1 protein-coding gene is annotated in these 710 nt (G+C 43.0%); it reads right to left on the bottom strand.

What is annotated here, in order from left to right; genetic code table 11:
* Positions 1-646, bottom strand: a 646-nt coding sequence (locus BWI97_RS27065) for a hypothetical protein (protein ID WP_199182145.1), incomplete at its 3' end; no start/stop codon positions are given.
* Positions 647-710 lie beyond the last annotated feature (64 nt).

Genomic DNA, 710 nt, shown 5'->3' with positions numbered 1-710 from the left:
TTGTCGTATCGTTAATCGTTAAGCTCAGATTATGCCGTTTTACAAACGAATCTAGACTCACCGACCCGCAGAAGATCCAGTACATCTTTACGCCAGAAAGTTGCCGCAACGATCGAAGCCAATGCAAAAGATCAGTGACCCGCTGATGGCCGTTCTCCTGTTTGAGCATCCGGTTTAAGAGTACCGGAAGCTCATCAATAATAATGATCCCTTCGCCAAAGGTGAACAGGAGCTCTTTGATGTCCTTTTGAATAGCCAGCGTTTTTTCATCGTGGGCCCATTTAAACTTAAGTTCTCCCGCGGGCGTCTTAAGAGTCTCAATTGACTTGATAAAACTGAGGATCGTATCTTTAGCTTTTCCTCCTAACTTTTTTGACCAGCTTTTCTCAGAAGCTAGGTTTTCAAGCAGCGCTTCAATAAAACCGACTTCATTATCCTTATCTTCGACATTAACGTAGAAGCCGGTCCAATCTCTACTTTCACAATTCTGATGCAACCGGCGAACAAAGGAGGTCTTGCCTACTCTGCGGGGAGCTGAAATGCGAAGACTCATTCCGTTTTCTAGTAAATGCCAGGCGTTGGCTAGTTCCTGGTCTCTCCCAAAGAAGTCGTCCCCTGATACAGGTGGGCCGATTATATTTCTCATACAACTTATATTTGCATACAAGTATATATACAATTGCGTATATATACAAATACGTATAAATAAA

Origin of the sequence: Siphonobacter sp. BAB-5405, from assembly GCF_002872335.1 — a bacterium.
Taxonomy (GTDB): Bacteria; Bacteroidota; Bacteroidia; order Cytophagales; family Spirosomataceae; genus Siphonobacter.
This window is presented reverse-complemented; position numbering and strand designations above follow the sequence as displayed.